This window comes from Streptomyces sp. NPDC001678 (genome assembly GCF_042892945.1).
Lineage (GTDB): Bacteria > Actinomycetota > Actinomycetes > Streptomycetales > Streptomycetaceae > Streptomyces.
Map to the genome: position 1 here is coordinate 83,552 of NZ_JBIAUP010000009.1, position 17,344 is coordinate 100,895.

A 17,344-nucleotide genomic window follows, 5' to 3' on the forward strand; every position below is an offset into this window, starting at 1 on the left:
TCGTGCCACACACAGCGGACGACTCGAACCAGGTGGCGATCACCGGCATGGCCGGGCGCTTCCCGGGCGCTCCGGACGTCGGCACCTTCTGGCGGAACCTCGCGGAGGGCCGCGAGAGCATCGCCGCCCTCACGGACGAGGAGCTCCTCGAGTCCGGCGTCGACCCGGCCGAACTGCGCGACCCGCGCTATGTGAAGGCCAAGGGGGTGCTGGAGGACGCCGACCGGTTCGACGCGGGCTTCTTCGGATACAGCCCCCGCGAAGCCGAGTTGCTGGACCCCCAGCACCGGGTGTTCCTCGAGTGCGCCTGGGAGGCGCTGGAGTCCGCCGGTGTCGACCCCGGCCGCTTCGAGGGCCGCATCGGGGTCTTCGCCGGCTCCAGCCTCAACTCCTACCTCCTGTTCAACATCGCCGGGAACCGCGAGATCCTCGACTCCACCGGCATCCACCGCGCCCTGATCGCCGGGGACAAGGACTTCCTGGCCACCCGGGCCGCCTACAAGTTCGACCTCAAGGGCCCCGCCCTCACCGTGCAGACCGCGTGTTCCACCTCCCTGGCGGCGGTGCACCTGGCCACCCAGAGCCTGCTGGGCGGGGAGTGCGACATCGCCCTCGCCGGCGGGGTCTCCGTCTCCGTCCCCCTCAAGAGCGGATACCTCCACGAACAGGGCGGCATCCTCTCGGCGGACGGACACTGCCGGGCCTTCGACGTGTCCGCCGGCGGCACGGTCGCCGGAAACGGCGCCGGCGTCGTCGTGCTGCGCCGGCTCGACGACGCGCTCGCCGGCGGAGACCGTGTGGACGCCGTCATCCGGGGCACGGCGGTCAACAACGACGGCTCCCTCAAGGCCGGTTACACCGCCCCCAGCGTCGAGGGACAGGCCGAGGTCGTCGCCGAGGCGCTGGCCGTGGCCGACGTGGACCCCGCCACCGTCGGCTACGTCGAGACCCACGGCACCGGCACCGCCCTGGGCGACCCCATCGAGATCGCCGCCCTCACCCGGGCCTACCGCGAACACACCTCGGAGACCGGATACTGCGCGATCGGGTCGGTGAAGACCAACGTCGGGCACCTCGACGCCGCCGCGGGCGTCACCGCCCTGATCAAGACCACCCTCGCCCTGAAGAACAAGGCCATCCCGGCCAGCCTCGGCTACACCGGCCCCAACCCCGAACTCGCGCTGGAGACCACCCCGTTCTTCGTCAACGACGCGCTGCGCCCCTGGACCGCCCGGGACGGGGTGCCGCGCCGCGCCGGCGTCAGCGCCTTCGGCATCGGCGGCACCAATGTGCACGTCGTCCTGGAGGAGGCCCCCGCGCCGGTGCCCGCCGGGCCCTCCCGGCCCGTACAGGTGCTCCCGCTGTCGGCGAGGACCGCCCCCGCCCTGGCCGCGGGCGCGCACCGGCTGGCCGACCACCTCGAGCGCCACCCGGACCTCGGCCTCGGCGACATCGCCCACACCCTCGCCCGCGGCCGGCGGCCCTTCGCCGCCCGCGCCGCCGTAGTGGCCGCCGACCGGGCGGAGGCCGTCGCGGGCCTCCGCCGTCTGGCCGGCGCCGCCCCGGCGGCCGCCGGCTCCGACGGCGACGCCCCGGTCGCCTTCCTCTTCCCCGGCCAGGGCGCCCAGTACCCCGGCATGGCCCGCGGCCTCTACGACCACGAACCGCTCTTCGCCCGCGAACTCGACCGGTGCGCCGAGCTGTTCGCCCCCCACCTCGGCGAGGACCTGCGCCGGCTGCTGTTCGCCCCGCCCGCGGAGAGCGAGAGCGCCGCGGCCCGGCTGGAGCGGACCGCGCTCACCCAGCCGGCGCTCTTCACGGTCGAGTACGCCCTCGCCCGGCTGTGGCACTCCTGGGGCGTGCGGCCGAAGGCCATGGCCGGTCACAGCGTCGGCGAGTACGTCGCCGCCTGCCTGGCGGGCGTCTTCTCCCTGGAGGACGCCGTACGCCTGGTGGCGGCCCGCGGCCGGCTCGTCCAGTCGATGCCCCCCGGCGCGATGCTCACGGTCTTCCTGCCGGAGAACGAGGCCGAGGACCTGATCCGCGACAGCGCCGGCCTGTGCCTGGCGGCGGTCAACTCCACGGGGCTGAGCGTCGTCTCCGGCCCCGAGGAGGCCGTCGCGGAGCTGGAGCGGCGGCTGAAGGCCGCCGGGACCCCCTCCCGCCGGCTGCACACCTCGCACGCCTTCCACTCGCCGAGCATGGACGCGGCCGTCGCCCCGTTCGTCGACGAGGTCCGCCGGGTCCGGCTGAACGCGCCCGCCATCCCCTTCGTCTCCGATGTGACCGGCACCTGGATCACGGACGAACAGGCCACCAGCCCCGAGTACTGGGGGCAGCACCTGCGGCGTACCGTGCGCTTCGCCGACGCCCTGGACGTCCTCCTCGCCGACCCCGGCCTGGTGCTCCTGGAGGTCGGACCCGGCCGTACCCTCGTCGACTTCGCCCGCCGCCACCGGGCCTGGCACGACGGCCGCACCGCCCTCGGCTCGCTGCGCCATCCGCGGGACAAGCGCGAGGACCGAGCACACCTGCTGGAGGGCCTCGGCGGGCTGTGGAGCGCCCGGGTGCCGGTCGACTGGTCCGCCTACTTCGCGGACGAGGACCGCCGGCTGCTACGCCTTCCCGGCTACGCCTTCGAGCGGCGGCGCTACTGGATCGACCCGGACCCGGCCGACCGGGAACCGCGGCCCGCCGCCCGGCCGGCCGCCCCGCTCGACGACTGGTTCTACACCCCCGGCTGGAAGCGGCTGCCCCGGCCTGCCGGGCGGCCCGTCCCCGCGCGGCCCGCCGTGTGGGCCGTGCTCGGCACCGACCTGCGGCTGGGCCGGGAGCTGGCGGACCGGCTGGAGGCCGAGGGCGCCACCGTCTTCCGCGTCGCCGCCGGGGACGACGCGGGCCCCGACCGGGACGACGAGCGCGTCTGGACGCTCCCCCCGGCCGGCCGCGAGCACTTCGCCGAACTGCTCAAGTCCCTCGACGCCGTGGGCGCGGAGTCCCTTCGCGTCGTCCACCTGTGGAGCACCGCCGCCCCGCCGGCGGAGCGCCTCGAGGCGGCCGGGCTCGACGAGGCCCGGCGGCTCGGCTTCGACAGCCTCCTCGCCCTCGCCCAGGCCGTCGGCGACGTACGCCCGTCGGCACCGCTCACCCTGGACGTGCTGGGCCGCGGCCTGTACGCGGTGACGGGCGAGGAGGCGCTCCAGCCGGAGAACGCCACCCTCCTCGGCGCCTGCACGGTCATCCCGCAGGAGCTCGCCGGCACGGTCTGCCGCACCCTGGACATCACCGGCACCGATCCCCTCGACCCCGGCGAGGACGCCCTCCACGCCGTGCGCGCCGCCCTCGGCCTGCCCGTCGAGGAGCGCGAACTCGCCCTGCGCGGACGGCACTGGTGGACACGCGACTTCGACGCCGTCCCCCTCGGCGAGGGCGCCGGGACACGGCTGCGGGACGGCGGCGTCTACCTCGTCACCGGCGGCCTGGGCGGGGTCGGCCTCGCCCTCGCCGAACACCTGGCCCGCGGCGCGGACCGGCCCGTCATCGGACTGCTCGGCCGTTCCCCGTTCCCCGCCGAGGAGGACTGGGACGCGTGGCTGTCCACCCACGGGGACCAGGACGCCACCTCCGCCCGGATCCGCAGGCTGCGGCGGATCCGGGAGACGGGCGCCCGGCTCGTCGTACTGCGGGCCGACGTCACCGACCTCGGCCAGACCCGCCGGGCCGTCGGCGAACTGCGCCGCCACGGCCCGCTCAACGGAGTCGTGCACGCGGCCGGGCTGCCCTCACGGGGCATGATCGCGGGCAAGTCCGGGACGGACGCCGACCAGGTGCTCGCCGCCAAGACGCACGGCACCCTGGTGCTCGACGAGGTCTGCGGCGACGACCTGGACTTCCTCGTCCTGTGCTCCTCGCTGACCGCCCTCCTGGGCGGCCCGGGCCAGAGCGACTACTGCGCGGCCAACGCCTTCCTCGATGCCTACGCCCAGTGGAAGCGCCGCCGGACCGGCCTGCCCGTGACGGCCGTCGCCTGGGACACCTGGCGCGGCGTGGGCATGGCCGCCGGGCTCGCCGCACGGCTCGGCGGCGACGAGCCGGAGGGGGAGCCGACCGGCCATCCGCTGCTCCGGCGCCTCGTCCGGGAAGAGGACGGGAGCCGCACCTACACCACCACGCTCAGCACGGCCGACACCTGGGTCATCGACGACCACCGCATCATGGGACACGGTCTGGTGCCCGGGACGACCTACCTGGAACTCGTCCGGGCCGCCGTGGCCGAGCAGGCCGGCGGACGGGACATCGAACTCCACGACGTCCTCTTCGCCCTGCCCGTCATCGTGCCCGACGGACGCACCCGCCGGCTGTACACCACGGTCGAACCCCACGACGGCCGCCTCCGCTTCACGGTGCGCAGCAACGACGCCGCCGGCGACACCGCGAACTGGCAGACGCACGCCGTCGGAGCCGTCTCCTTCCACGACCCCGGCGCGAGCCGGGCACGCGACCTCGGCGCGCTGCGGCGGGAACTGGGCGACGCGCCCGTCGTGGAGGAACAGGGCGAGCTCTCCCGCCTGTTCAAGCTCAACCTGCTGGAACGGGGCGGCCGCATCGACTTCACCCTGGGACCGCGCTGGCGCTGCCTGCGCCGGGTCCACGTGGGCGAGGGGCGGCTCCTGGTCGAACTCCGGCTCGACGACGCCTTCCTGGGCGACCTCGACGCGTACGGCCTCCACCCGGCGCTGCTGGACGTGGCCGGCGTGTCGGCCCGCATCCAGATGGAGGGCGGCTACTACCTGCCGTTCACCTACGGCAGCCTGCGGATCTCCGCCGGCCTGACGGGCACCGTGTACTGCGACGTCCGGCTCAAGGGATCCGGCGACGCGGGCGAGACCCTGACGTGCGACATCGAGATCCTCGACCCCGAGGGCCGGCCGCTGGTGGCGATCGGCGACTTCACCCTCAAGCGGATCAACGACGTCGACGCCATGATCGAGCAGATCGAACAGGCCACCGCGGCCGCCACCACCGACCGGGCCGGCGGGGACGGGCCGGCCCCCGGCGTCCTGCGCACCCTCGCCGAGGGCATCACCGAACAGGACGGCGTGGCCGCGTTCGCCCGGCTGCTGGCCGCGCCCGAGCTCCCCGAGCACCTCGTGGTCTCCCACCACGACCTGCCCGAGGCGCGCCGCCTGGCCCGGTCGATCACACCGGAACTGCTGGCCCGCGAGGCCGAGTCGATCGCGCCGCCGAGCGGTACCCACCCCCGCCCCGACCTCCCCACGCCCTACGTCGCGCCCGCCACCGACATGGAGCGGGCCGTCGCGGCGGTCTGGCAGGAGGTCCTGGGCATCGAGGGCATCGGCGCCGACGACGACTTCTTCGCCCTCGGCGGCCATTCGCTGGCCGCCGTCCAGATCGGGGCGAAGATCCAGACCCGGTTCGACGCGGAGCTGGACCTGAAGGAGTTCTTCGACGGGCCCACCGTGGCCCGCACCGCCGCCCTGCTCGCCGCGGGCGGGGGCAGGAGCGCCCGCCCGGAGGACGGCATCCGGGCCCTGCGGCGCGATGAACCGGACGGTCTCGACGGCCTGTCCGACGAAGAAGTGGAAGCGATGCTCCTGGAAGTGCTCGCCGCGGACGCGGACGCACCGAAGGAGCGGGGCGACAAGGGGGAGAACGCATGAGCACCAACGGCCTGGCGGACCTCACACCGGAACAGAAGCGGGCGCTGCTCGCGGAACGGCTGCGCGGCAGGAAGAAGGAGCGGCGCACCTTCCCCGCGTCGTTCTCGCAGCAGCGCATGTGGTTCCTCGAGCAGCTCACCCCCGGCAACGCCGCTTACAACATCCCCGGCGCGATGCGGGTGCACGGCGCCCTCGACCTGGAGGTGTGGCGCCGCAGCTGCGCCGAGCTGGTCCGGCGCCACGAGTCCCTGCGCACCACCTTCGAGGACGCCGACGGGCAGCCGGTGCAGTACGTCGCCGAGACGGGCGAGGTGGAGGTCACCGTCGTCGCCTGCGAGAACCTGCGCGGGCCCGAGGGCGAGGACGGCATCCGCAAGCTCGCCCGCGAGGAGTTCACCCGCCCGTTCGACCTGGGCACCGGGCCGCTGCTGCGCATGAAGTTCCTGCGCCTGGCGCCCGAGGAGCACATCCTCCTGCTGGCCATGCACCACATCGCCGGAGACCTGTGGTCCACCTCCGTGGCCTTCGACGAACTGGTCGAGCTGTACGGGGCGCTGCGCGCGGGACGCGAACCCGACCTGCCGGCGCTGCCGGTCCAGTACGCCGACTACGCGGTCTGGCAGCGCGAGCGGCTGGCCGGCGACGCCGTCGCGGGCGACCTCGCGTACTGGAAGCGGACGCTCGAGGGCGCCCCGGCGACGCTGGAACTGCCCACCGACCGGCCCCGCCCCGCCACGCAGAGCATGCGCGGCGGCTCCCGCCCGTTCGCCGTCCCGGGACCGGTGATGGACCGGCTGCGGGAACTGAGCCGGAGCGAGGGCGCCACCCCGTTCATGACCGTCCTGTCGGCCTTCCTGGTGCTGCTGCACCGCTACAGCCGGGAGGAGGACATCGTCGTCGGCGTCCCCGTCGCCGGGCGCGGGCGCCCCGAGGTCGAACGGCTGATAGGGCTCTTCACCAACACCCTCGCCCTGCGGACCGACCTGTCGGACGCCCCGACCTTCCGCGAGCTGCTCGCCCGGGTCCGCGGGGTCTCCCTGGGCGCCTTCGCCCACCAGGAGCTGCCCTTCGAACGATTGGTCGAGGAGCTGCACCCGCGGCGGGACCTGTCCCGCTCGCCGGTCTTCCAGGTCTCCTTCATGTACCAGAACATCGCGCTGCCCTCCTTCGACGGCGTGGGCCTGCGCATGGAACCCGTCGCCGTCGAGAGCACCAGCAGCCGCTTCGACCTGGAGCTCCAGGTCTTCGACCGGCCGGACGGCCTCAGCGGCTGGTTCGAGTTCAACACCGACCTGTTCGACGGCATCACCGTCGAGCGCATGGCGCACCACCTCGAGCTGCTGGTGGAGAACCTGATCGCGGACCCCGACCAGGCCGTCGGGACCGTGCCGATGCTGGCGCCCGAGGAGGAGCTGCGGCTGCGCCAGGAGGGCAACCTCACCCGGCGCGAGTGGACGGGGACCCTGCTCGCCCACCGCCGTTTCGCCGAGCGGGCCGCCACGTCCCCCGAGGCGGAGGCGCTGCGCGCGGGGGAGGAGGTCCTCGGCTACGGCGAACTGGACCGGCGTGCCAACCGGCTGGCCCACCGGCTGCGTCGCCTCGGCGTCGGCCGCGACGTCCTGGTCGGCATCTGCATGGAGCGCACCCCCGAGATGGTGGTGGCCCTGCTCGCCGTGCTCAAGGCGGGCGGCGCCTACGTGCCCCTGGACCCGGGATTCCCCGCGGACCGGATCGCCTTCACCCTGGAGGACTCCGCCCTGCCGGTGCTGCTGACCCAGCGGTCCGTGCTGGAGGGCCTGGGCCCGGTACGGGCCGACGTCCTGTGCGTGGACGAGCTCGCCGCCGAGCTGGAGGCCGAACCCGACGCCGCCCCCGAGGAGGAGGCCCGCCCGGAGGACCTCGCCTACGTCATCTACACCTCCGGCTCCACCGGGCGGCCCAAGGGGGTGCGGATACCGCACGGCGCACTGGCCAACTTCCTGAAGTCGATGGCGGAACGGCCCGGCATCGCCCCCAATGACGCCCTGTTCGCCGTCACCACGCTGGCGTTCGACATCTCGATGCTGGAGATCCTGCTACCGCTGGCCGAGGGCGCCCGCGTCATCCTCGCCGACCGGGAGACCGCCGCCGACGGGGAGCGCCTGGCCGCCGCCCTGGCGGCCTCCGGGGCCACCATGATGCAGGCCACGCCCTCCACCTGGCGGATGCTGCTGGAGGCCGGCTGGCGGGGCGGGCCGGACTTCCGCGCCCTGGCCGGCGGCGAGGCGCTGCCGGCCGAACTGGCCCAGCGCCTGCTGGCCACCGGCGTGACCCTGTGGAACATGTACGGGCCCACCGAGACCACCATCTGGTCGTCGGTCGCCAGGGTCGGACACGAGCGGATCTCCATCGGCGAGCCCATCGCCAACACCGAGCTGCACGTCATGGACGACGAGGGCCGGCTCGTGCCGCCCGGCGTCCCCGGCGAGCTGTACATCGGCGGCGCCGGACTGGCCCGCGACTACCTGGGCCGCCCCGAGCTCACCGACGAGCGCTTCGTCCCGCACCCCTTCCCCTCCCGCCCGGGCGAGCGCCTCTACCGCACCGGCGACCTCGTCCGCCGCCGCACCGACGGCGGCATCGAGTTCCTGGGCCGCCTGGACCACCAGGTCAAGCTGCGCGGCTACCGGATCGAACTCGGCGAGATCGAAACGGTCCTGGAGCGTCAGCCCACCGTCGAGAACGCGGTGGTGACGGTCCGCGAGGACACCCCCGGCGACCAGCGCCTGGTGGCCTACGTCGTGGCCGGCGACCCGGACGACGAGGCGAGCGGCACCCGGCCCGAGCAACTGGAGCGGCTGGAGCAGTGGCGTGGCATCTGGGACACCGCCTACGCGGCGCGGACCGGTGACGGCGCCGAGGACGGCGCCGTCGATACCGACCCCGCCTTCGACATCCGCGGCTGGAACAGCAGTTACACCGGAGCGCCCATCCCCGCCGAGGAGATGCGCGAGTGGGTCGACAACACCGCCGGCCTCGTCCTGGGCCTGCGGCCCCGCTCCGTCCTCGACGTCGGCTGCGGCACCGGCCTGCTGCTCCACCGCGCCGCCCCGCACTGCGAGCGGTACTGGGGCACCGACGTCTCGGCGGTGGCGCTGGCCCGGCTGCGGCGGGGCACGAGCGCGCCGGAGCGGTCGCTCGGCCACGTCGAACTCTTCGAGCGCGCCGCCCACGACCTCGACGCACTGCCCGAGCAGCGCTTCGACGTCGTCGTCCTGAACTCCGTCGTCCAGTACTTCTCCGACGAGCGGTACCTGCTCACGGTGATCGAGGCCGCCCTGCGGCGCGTCGCGCCGGGCGGCACGCTCGTCGTCGGCGACGTACGCAGCCTCCCGCTGCTGAACGCCTTCCACGGCTCCGTGGAGCTCTTCCGCGCGGCCCCGGACCTCACCGCCGGACAACTGCGGGCCCGGGTCGACCGGGCCGCGGCGGACGACGGCGAACTGGTCATCGACCCAGCATTCTTCACCGCCGTCGCGGCGCGGACCCCCGCCGTCACCGACGTGGAGGTGATCCCCAAGCGCGGGGCGCACCGCAACGAGATGACCCGCTTCCGCTACGACGTGCTGCTCACCGTCGCGGACACCGACGGGGCCGAGGCCGCGCACCCCGAGGGCGAGTGGCTCGACTGGCACGAGGAGGGGCTGACCGTCGCCGCCCTGCGCACCCTGCTCACCGAGCGGCGCCCCGACGTCCTCGCCGTCCGGGACGTCCCCAACGCCCGGCTGCTCCCCGTCACCCGGATCCTGCGCCGGATGGCCGAGGAACCCCTGGCGACCGTCGCCGAGCTCCGTGCCGAACCGGCCGCCGGCACCCGGGAACACGGCGCGGACCCCGAGGAACTGTGGCTGCTGGGCCGGGAGACCGGCCACCGCATCGACCTCGACTGGACCCGGCACGGCGCCGACGGCGCCTTCGACCTCGTCGCCCGGCGCCTCGACGGCGACGGCCGGCCCCTCGCGCCCGCCCCGCGCCGGCGGCGGCCCGAGCCGGAGCCGGCCCCGCGCTGGGACGCCTACGTCAACGGCGCGGACCGCCGCCGGGCCGCCCGGCTCGTCCCCCTGCTGCGCGGCGCGCTCGGGGAGTCGCTGCCCGACTACATGATCCCCTCCGCGTTCGTCCTCCTCCCGGCCCTGCCGCTGACCCCCAACGGCAAGACCGACCGCAAGGCGCTGCCCGCCCCCGACACCGCCCGTGTGGACCTGCGCTCGGCCTACGTCGCCCCGCGCGGCGCGGTGGAGGAGGTCGTGGCGGGCATCTGGGCGGAGGTGCTGGGCCTGGACCGGGTGGGAGTCCTCGACGACTTCTTCGACCTGGGCGGCCACTCCCTGCTCAGCACCCGCGTCGTCGCCCGCCTCAGGGACGCGTTCGGCACGGAGATCCCCCTCCACCGCGTCTTCAGCCGGCCCACCGTCGCCGGTCTCGCCGAGGCCCTGGTGGACGACGGCGCCCAGGGCGAGGCCATCGAGAAGACCGCCGAACTGCTGGTCCGGCTGAGCGCCCTGTCCGACGAGCAGGTCGAAGCGGCCCTCGGCGACGGCACCCCGAACTCCGAACGAAAGAGGCTGCACCCGTGAGCACCGCCGGACGTTTCGACCTCTCTCCCCAGCGGCGGGCGCTGCTGGAGAGCCTGCTGCGCGCCGAAGGAATCGAACGCTCGCCGTCGCGGACGGTGGTGCCGCGCGAGGACCCGGCGGCGCCCGTACCGCTGGCCTTCTCCCAGAGCCGGTTCTGGTTCCTGGACCGCTTCTCGGCCAACAACGCCTCCTATGTCATCTCGGCCGCCCTGAGGATGCGCGGGGACTTCCGGCCGGAGCTGTTCACCCGCGCCTGCCAGGAGGTCGTACGCCGTCACGAGGCGCTGCGGACGGTCTTCTCGGAGGCCGGCGGACAGCCCGTCCAGCAGGTCCGCGACGACCTCCCGCCCGGCATCCGCACCGTGGACCTGCGGGACCTGCCCCCGCGGGAGGTGCCCGCGGAGATCGAGCGGCGCGAGGCGGAGCTGGTCGCCACGCCCTTCGACCTCGCCACGGGGCCGCTCCTGCGCGCCGAGATCCTCGACCTGGCCGGCGACGAGGCCGTGGTGCTGGTCAACATCCACCACATCGCCGCCGACCGGTGGTCCATGGACGTCCTCATGCGGGAGCTGACGACCGTCTACGGAGCGCTCGCCGAGGGGCGCGCCCCCGAACTGCCTCCGCTGGCCGTGCAGTACCCCGACTTCGCGATGTGGCAGAACGACGCCCGGGCCCAGGCCGCCTGGGAGGAGGACCTCGCCTACTGGACCCGGCAGCTCGCCGGCATCCCCTCCGAGACCGGCCTGCCCACCACCTTCCCCAGGCCCAGGGAGAAGACCTACCGCGGCTCCTCCGTGCCGCTGCGCCTGTCACCCGAACTGCTCGGGCGGCTTCAGGACCTGGCGCGGTCCGAGGGGGCCACCGTCTTCATGGCGCTCACCGCCGCCTTCAAGACCATGGTCTCCCGGCTGAGCGGCACCGAGGACGTCGTCGTGGGCACCCCCGTGGCCAACCGCACCCTGGTCGAACTGGAGCCCCTGGTCGGGCTGTTCGTGAACACCCTGGTGCTGCGCACGGACCTCGGCGGAGACCCCTCCTTCCGCGAGGTGCTGCGACGCGTCGCCAAGGTCTGCCTCGACGCCTACGACCACCAGAACGTCCCCTTCGAGAGGCTGGTGGAACAGCTCCAGCCCGAGCGGTCCCTCGCCCACACCCCCGTCTTCCAGGTGCTGGTCTCCTACCAGAACGTGCCGGTGCCCACCTGGGACGTGGGCCCCGTGCGGGCCGAGCCGGTACCCCTCGAGGCGCGGAAGGCCGAGTTCGACCTCCTCCTCGACATGTTCGAGGACAACGGCTCGGTCTGGGGCCGGCTGGAGTACAGCACGGACCTCTTCGACGAGGCGGCCGCGCGACGGCTCGCGGAGCTCTTCGAACGGATCCTGCGTGCCGTGACCGACGACCCGGACCGGCCCGTCGGCCGCATCCCGCTGCTCGGCACCGCCGGACACCCCCGGCCGGCCCCCGGCGCCGCGACCGCCGCCCCCGAGCGGCCGGAGCCGGGCCCGGTCCACCGGCTCTTCGAGGAGCGGGCCCGCCGCACCCCCCGGGCCGAGGCCGTCCGCCACAGAGGCGGAACCCTGACCTACGAGGAGCTCGACCGGCGCGCCAACCGGCTGGCCCACCGCCTGCGACGGCTCGGGGTACGCCCGGGCGTCCTGGCCGCGATCGCCCTGGAGCGCTCGCCCGAGCTGGTCGTCGCCGCGCTGGCCGTACTCAAGGCGGGCGGCGCGCTCGTACCGGTGGACCCGGCGGACCCCCGCCTGGCACGCCTCCTCGACGACGCCCGGGCCCCCCTGCTGCTGACGCGGCGCCGGGTCCTGGACGCAACTCCCCCGGTGGACGCCGAAGCCCTGTGCCTCGACGAGCTCGGCACCGCCCTGGAAGGCGAACCCGAGCACGCCCCCGAGGACGTGGCGGACGCGGACGACCTCGCCTGCGTCGGCTTCACCTCCGGCACGAGCGGGGCGCCCCGGGGCGTGACGGCCACCCACCGCGCCGTCCACGAGCGGCTGCTGCGGCTCGGGGACACCCACGGCCTCGCCGCGGACGACCGTGTGCTGCACGCGTCGCCCTTCTCGGCCGACGCCCTGGTGAGCGAGGTGCTCTGGCCGCTGACGGCCGGTGCGACGCTGGTCCTCGCCGCTCCCGCGGGCCACCGGGACCCCGAGCTGCTCGCGGAGACCATCCACGACGAGGGCGTCACCACCGTCCAGTTCACCCCCTCGGTGCTGGACCTCTTCCTCAGCCGGCCCGGCGCCGCGCGGTGCGCCGGGCTGCGCCGGGTGCTGTGCGGCGGGGAGCCGCTGCCTCCGTCGCTGGCCGAGCGGTTCGCCGCCCGGTCGCGGGCCCGCCTGCACCACGTCTACGGATCCTGCGAGACCGGGCCCGCCGCGGTCACCTGGACGTGCCCCGAAGACGCCCCCGGGGAACGGGTGCCGATCGGCCTGCCCGCCCCGGGCGTCCGCGCCCACGTCCTGGACCGCTACCGCGAGCCGGTGCCCACCGGCGTCCCCGGCGAGCTGTACCTCGGCGGCGCCGGGCTCGCCGACGGCTACCTGGACCGGCCCGACCTGACGGACGAACACTTCCTCGAAGACCCCTTCGCCCCCGGGGAGCGGCTCCACCGCACCGGGGACCTGGCCCGCGTCCGTGACGACGGCACCCTGGAGCTCCTCGGCCGCGCGGGCGACCGGCCGACCGTCCGGGGCTTCCACGCCGACCCGGCACGTGCCGAGGCCGAACTGGCCCGGCTCGACGGGGTCCGCCGCGCCGTCGTGGCCCCCCGGGCGGACGGCTCCGGCCGGATCGGGCTCGTCGCCCATGTGACCCCGGACGGCGACCGCACCCCCGCACCGGACGCGCTGACCGCCCGGCTCGCGGAGCGGCTGCCGGACTACCTGGTGCCCTCGGCCGTCGTGGTGCTGCCCGAACTCCCGCTCACCGCCGCCGGCCGGACCGACCACGACGCCCTGCCCGGAGCCGGCCCGGCCGACGGCGGGCCGGAGCCCACCGCCCCCCGCAACGACCTGGAGCGCTCCGTCGCCGAGGCGTGGCAGGACCTGCTGGGCGTCGAACGCGTCGGCGTCCACGACGACTTCTTCGACCTGGGCGGCCACTCCCTGCTCATGACCCGGCTCGCCTCCCGGCTCTCCGCCGCCCACGGCGTCCCCGTGCCGCTGCGCGACCTGTTCGACAACCCGACCGTGGCCCGGATGGCCGCCCGGATCGCCGAGCGGAAGACAGGGGGCGCCCCGGCCGTCACCGCCGTGCCCGTCGCCGACCGTACCGGCGGCGTCCCGCTCTCCTTCGCCCAGGAGGAGCTCTACGTCCACCAGCCCGTGGACGCCGAGGACCCCTTCCACAACGTCCTCACCGCCCTCCGGCTCAGGGGCCCGCTCGACGAGGCGGCCCTGCGCGGTGCGCTCGACGACATCGTGCGGCGCCACGAGGCGCTGCGCACCCGCGTCGTCGTCCGGCCCGGAGCGGCCGTCCAGGAGACCGAGGCCACCGGCACCTGGCCATTGGCCGTCGTGGACCTGCGCCCCATGGACGAGGCCACCAGGACGGCGGAACTGCGCCGGATCGTCGAGGCCGAGGAGCACCGCCCCTTCCGCATCGCCGAGGAGACCCTGGTCCGCGCCACACTCGTCAGGCTCGCCGACGACGAGCACGCCCTGATCCAGGTGATGCACCACCTCATCACCGACAACTGGTCCTACGGTGTGCTCTTCGAGGAGATGGGCGCGCACTACGGCGCCCGCGTGAGGGGGACCGGCGGGCCCGGACTCCCGCCGCTGGAGGCGCAGTTCGCGGACATCGCGGCCTGGCAGCGGCAGCGGCTGGACGACGGCACCCTCGACGAGGACCTCGACCACTGGCGGAAGCTGCTCGCCGACCCGCCGCCCACCCTGCGCTTCACCGCCCCCGAACACCAGGCGGTCCCGCCGGCCACCGGCGCCACCAGCGGCTTCACCCTCGACGCCGGCACGGCCGACGCCCTCGCCGGCCTCGGCGGGAGCGAGGGCGCGACCCTGTTCATGGTGCTCCTCGCCGCCTTCGACGTGCTGCTGTCCGCGTACTCCGGCGGCGACGACATCCCGGTGGACTTCCCCGTCGCCGGCCGTGAACGGCCCGAGACGGAACACCTGATCGGCTACTTCGTCAACCACCTCGTCGTCCGGGCCGACCTCTCCGGCCCCCTGACCTTCCGGGACCTCCTCGGCCAGGTCCGGGAGCGGACGCTGAGCGCCTACGCCCACCAGGAGGCCCCGCTGTGGGCCCTGGACGGCGTCGTCACCGAGGACCACGACCCGTCCGCGGTCTCCTTCAACCTCCTCAACGCCACCGTGCCCTCCCTGGACCTCCACGGCCTCACGGCCGAACCGCTGGACTTGGGGCTCGGCGACGACTACGTGTTCCAGGAGGTCGTCGTCGACTTCGAGGCGTCCGCCGTCGACCTGGCCCTCATCGTGCGCCAGGACGACACCGGGACCCTGCGGGGCATGTGGCTGTACGCGCTCGACCGCCTCGACGCCCGGGCGGTGGCGGCGATGACACGCCAGTGGCCGCGACTGCTGGCGGCCGTCACGGACGACCCGGACCGCCCCGTCGAGGACCTCAAGCGCCTTCTGCTGGGGCCGCTGCCGCACCAGGGACGGGGCTGAGGATGGCACTGTTCACCTACCTGCTGCGTTCCTCCCGCCGGCTCTTCCTGCTGGCTCTCGCGGCCAGCGTCGTCAGCGGCGGGGCCGGCGCCTCCTTCATCGCGGTGGTCAACTACGCCCTCGGCCGGTCCGGGGACATACCGGCATGGCTGGTCTGGGCGTTCACCGGCCTGTGCCTGGCCACCGTCGTCACCCGCTTCTGCTCGCAGAACCTGCTGTTCAGGCTCTCCCAGGACCTGATCTACCAGCTGCGCCGCCGGCTGATCGACGCCATCCTCGGCGCCCCGCTGCGCACCGTGGAGAAGACCGGCACGCCCCGGCTGTACTCGGCGCTGTCCGACGACGTCGTCGTGATCGCCGACGCGCTGCCCGGCCTGCCCATGGTGTGCTTCAGCGCCGCCTTCGTCGTCGTGTGCCTGGTGTACATGGCCCTCGTCTCACCGGCCGTGGCCCTCGCCTCGCTCGTCGCCACCGCCCTGGGCGTCGCCGTCTACCGGCTGTTCTCCCACTACGGGCTGCGGCACCTGGGCGCCGCCCGCGAGCAGCAGGACCGGCTCTTCGAGCACTTCCGCGCCATCACCGAGGGGATCAAGGAGCTCAAGCTCGACCGCCGGCGGCGCACCGCGCTCGCCGGCGACCAACTGGACGCCACCGCCCGCTCCTACCGCAGGAGCGGCGTCCTGGGCCTCGCGGTCTTCGAGGGCGCGGCGGGCAGCGGACAGGCCGTCTTCTTCGGCCTGATCGGCGTGCTGCTCTTCTGCTTCCCCCTCTGGCTGGACCTCTCGGCCAAGACGCTGACGGACAGCGTCATGGTGCTGCTGTTCATGATGTCCAGCCTCCAGGGCGTCCTCACCTGGCTGCCGGTGCTCGGCCGGGCCTCCGTCGCCCTGCGCACCATCGAGGAACGGCTGGAGCGGCTGGAGTCCGCGGGCCGGGAACCCCGGCTCCCCGGCCCCGCGGCCGCCTTCGGCGACTGGCGGCAGGTGGAGTTCCGCGGCGTCACCCACGCCTATCCGGGCGCGGCCGGGGAGGAATTCGTCCTGGGCCCGCTCGACTTCACCTTCCGGCGCGGCGAGGTCCTCTTCGTCGTCGGCGGGAACGGCAGCGGGAAGACCACCCTGGCCAAGCTGCTCACCGGCCTCTACCGGCCGGAGGAGGGGACCGTCCACGTGGACGGCACCGAGGTCACCGACGCCGGCCGCGAGGAGTACCGGGAGCTCTTCTCGGCCGTCTTCTCGGACTTCTTCCTCTTCGACAGCCTGGCCGGGCTGCCCGACGCCGACCGGGCGGCGAAGGCGGAGCACCACCTGCGGCGGCTCCAGCTCGACCACAAGGTCTCCGTCGTCGACGACCGCTTCTCCACCACCGCGCTGTCCCAGGGGCAGCGCAAACGCCTGGCGCTGCTCACCGCCTGCCTGGCGGACCGCTCCTTCTACCTCTTCGACGAGTGGGCGGCGGACCAGGACCCGGTCTTCAAGGAGTTCTTCTACACCGAACTCCTCGCCGAACTGAAGGAAAGGAACGCGGGGATAGTGGTGATCAGCCACGACGACCAGTACTTCGACGTCGCGGACCGGCTCGTCCGGCTCGACTACGGCCGCATCCGCGAGGAGGTCTCCCGTGGACGGTAAGTGGCTCACCGGGCAGGAGCTGCGGCCGGAAGCCGAATACCGGCTCTTCTGCCTCCCGTACGCCGGCGGAAGCGCCGCCGTCTACCACAAGTGGCGTGGTGCGGCCCCCGGACGGTTCCAGGTCTGCGCCCTGGAACTGCCCGGCCGGGGCAGGCGCCTGACGGAGACCCCGATCAGCCGGCTGCGCCCCATGGTGAAGGCCCTCGCCGACGCGATCGAGGGAGCGCTGGACCGGCCCTTCGCGCTCTTCGGGCACAGCATGGGCGCCCTGCTGGCCTTCGAACTGACCCGGACGCTGCGCGAGCGCGGACTCCCGCTCCCCGCCCACCTGTTCGTCTCCGGCGCCGCCGCCCCCGGTACGCCCCGCCGGCGGCCGGTGGTGCACAGCGCCACCGACGCCGAGCTCCGGCAGGAACTGCGCTTCCTCAACGGCACCCCCCGGGAACTGCTGGAGAACGAGGAGCTGATGGCCTTGATGCTCCCGACCCTGCGCGCCGACTTCTCCGTCCTGGAGACCTACGAGTACCGCGCCCAGCCGCCCCTCCCCGTGCCACTGACGGTCTTCGGCGGTACGGCCGACCCGTCGGTGCCGCCCACCGCGCTGCACGGCTGGCGCGAGCACACCACCGGCAGCCCACGCCTCCAGCTCTTCCCCGGAGACCACTTCTTCCTGCACTCGGCCGCGCCCGACGTCCTGGCCGCCATCCGCGACACGCTGCCCCGGCACGCCCCCGTCACCCCCTAGGAGAGGT

5 protein-coding genes are annotated in these 17,344 nt (G+C 74.3%); all 5 read left to right on the top strand.

Features of this window, described 5'->3' with window-relative positions; translation table 11 throughout:
• Window positions 1-2 precede the first annotated feature (2 nt).
• From ACFYZR_RS20080 to ACFYZR_RS20100, 5 genes are read left to right on the top strand one after another with little or no spacing between them, the layout of a single operon-like run.
• Window positions 3-5,681 (top strand): beta-ketoacyl synthase N-terminal-like domain-containing protein, encoded by a 5,679-nt coding sequence (locus tag ACFYZR_RS20080; protein ID WP_391912032.1) that lies wholly within the window; start codon window positions 3-5, stop codon window positions 5,679-5,681.
• On the top strand, window positions 5,678-10,297 hold the full coding sequence (locus tag ACFYZR_RS20085; RefSeq protein ID WP_391912034.1) for an amino acid adenylation domain-containing protein: 4,620 nt from the start codon (window positions 5,678-5,680) through the stop codon (window positions 10,295-10,297). The genes ACFYZR_RS20080 and ACFYZR_RS20085 overlap by 4 nt, the downstream gene beginning before the upstream one ends.
• Entirely contained in the window at window positions 10,294-14,961 is a 4,668-nt protein-coding gene (locus tag ACFYZR_RS20090) for an amino acid adenylation domain-containing protein (protein WP_391912036.1), read from the top strand. Before ACFYZR_RS20085 ends, ACFYZR_RS20090 begins: the two co-directional genes overlap by 4 nt.
• A 2-nt stretch (window positions 14,962-14,963) precedes the next feature.
• A complete protein-coding gene (locus tag ACFYZR_RS20095) occupies window positions 14,964-16,592 on the top strand; it encodes a cyclic peptide export ABC transporter (protein WP_391912038.1) in 1,629 nt (542 codons plus the stop codon).
• The gene (locus ACFYZR_RS20100; protein ID WP_391912040.1) at window positions 16,582-17,337 is read left to right on the top strand and encodes a thioesterase II family protein; all 756 of its coding nucleotides are present in this window, start codon (window positions 16,582-16,584) and stop codon (window positions 17,335-17,337) included. The genes ACFYZR_RS20095 and ACFYZR_RS20100 overlap by 11 nt, the downstream gene beginning before the upstream one ends.
• The last annotated feature ends 7 nt before the right edge of the window (window positions 17,338-17,344 follow it).

Coding starts and splice junctions, on each gene's coding strand:
- ACFYZR_RS20095 (WP_391912038.1), top strand. CDS start 14,964: ATGGCACTGTTCACCTACCTGCTGCGTTCCTCCCGCCGGCTCTTCCTG.
- ACFYZR_RS20085 (WP_391912034.1), top strand. CDS start 5,678: ATGAGCACCAACGGCCTGGCGGACCTCACACCGGAACAGAAGCGGGCG.